Source organism: Komagataeibacter saccharivorans, assembly GCF_004348195.1.
Lineage (GTDB): Bacteria > Pseudomonadota > Alphaproteobacteria > Acetobacterales > Acetobacteraceae > Komagataeibacter > Komagataeibacter saccharivorans.
Genome location: NZ_CP036417.1, coordinates 1 through 1,085 on the forward strand (window position 1 = coordinate 1; position 1,085 = coordinate 1,085).

Below are 1,085 nucleotides of genomic sequence, written 5' to 3' on the forward strand. Positions count from 1 at the left end.
CCCCCCCGAACAACCCCTGAATACAGAAAGGAAGATCACGTAATGGACACCATTGTCCCTATTGTCGTCAAAGTCGTTACAGCCCTGCTGGCACTCGCAGCCCTGCTGGGCCTCATCTACGAACTGTTCCACAAAAGCAGCGCCGAAACGGCGGCCGGCTACCAGAGCAATCTCTTCACCAATATCGAAGGACTCTACCATGGCGGCATGTCGGCCGCCAATTACTCCGACCTCTCCAATTCGGTTGCGATCAAGGCTGCCGCCGTCCCACATGGCATGACCAACGGGGACGGCAGCAGCATCACGGGCCCATGGCCCAACTCCACCGTAACCCTGAGCAGTGCCAATGGCGGTGCGGGCTGGCAGGCATTGTGGAGCAATGTGCAGAGCGATGGCTGCGCCTCGTTCGTCCGTTCACAGGCCGCATCCAACATCACCGTCGGCGGCACGACGATCACACCAACCGATACCTCATCGACGAGCGAGATCGCCAACGCCTGCAACGCCATCCAGTCCGGAGCCACGACGACCATTATCTTCGAGTATGACGGCTAGGCGTAAAGGACATCCGCGATGCCTTTCCTGATCCTCGCGCTGGCAATGCTTGTCATCGTCGGCGCCCTCTCGCAAGGGCTTGGTGTCACCAACCGGCAGATCCGGCCGGTCGCTGACATCGTAGCCGACCCCGCCGCGCTCTCATGGCTTGCCTACAAGGCTGCCGTGCAGACCTATGTCGAACGCAATCCCGCCTTCTCCGGTACCGTCCCCCTTGACCAGATTGGCGTGCCAGCAGACGGCCCCGGCCTCTCTACGGCCGGAAATTTCGTCACGCGCGATGCCGGGACAACGCAGGTCGTTACATGGATGGCGCTGTCCGGGTCCTCCATCTCCAGTGCCCGCCGCCTTGCGGCGGGCGACCAGAGCATAGGCATCTCCGAGGGCTCCACCTGGGAGACCCCTTCATACGGGAACATGGGACCACTGCCGGTCACGGTACCGGCAGGCGATGTCGTCTCCTGTGTATCCTTCACCGGAACAGGTTTCTGATGGAAAATATTGTTGGTGTCCTGATCGCAACGATCGTG

At 60.9% G+C, this 1,085-nt stretch carries 2 protein-coding genes; both read left to right on the plus strand.

Annotated features, from left to right (window positions below; translation table 11 throughout):
• The first annotated feature begins 42 nt into the window (after nt 1–42).
• Complete coding sequence (locus tag KSAC_RS17140; protein WP_102326035.1) at nt 43–555, plus strand: type 4 pilus major pilin; 513 nt, start codon at nt 43–45, stop codon at nt 553–555.
• 18 nt (nt 556–573) lie between these two features.
• On the plus strand, nt 574–1,047 hold the full coding sequence (gene pilM, locus KSAC_RS17145; RefSeq protein ID WP_132307119.1) for a type IV pilus biogenesis protein PilM: 474 nt from the start codon (nt 574–576) through the stop codon (nt 1,045–1,047).
• Nucleotides 1,048–1,085 lie beyond the last annotated feature (38 nt).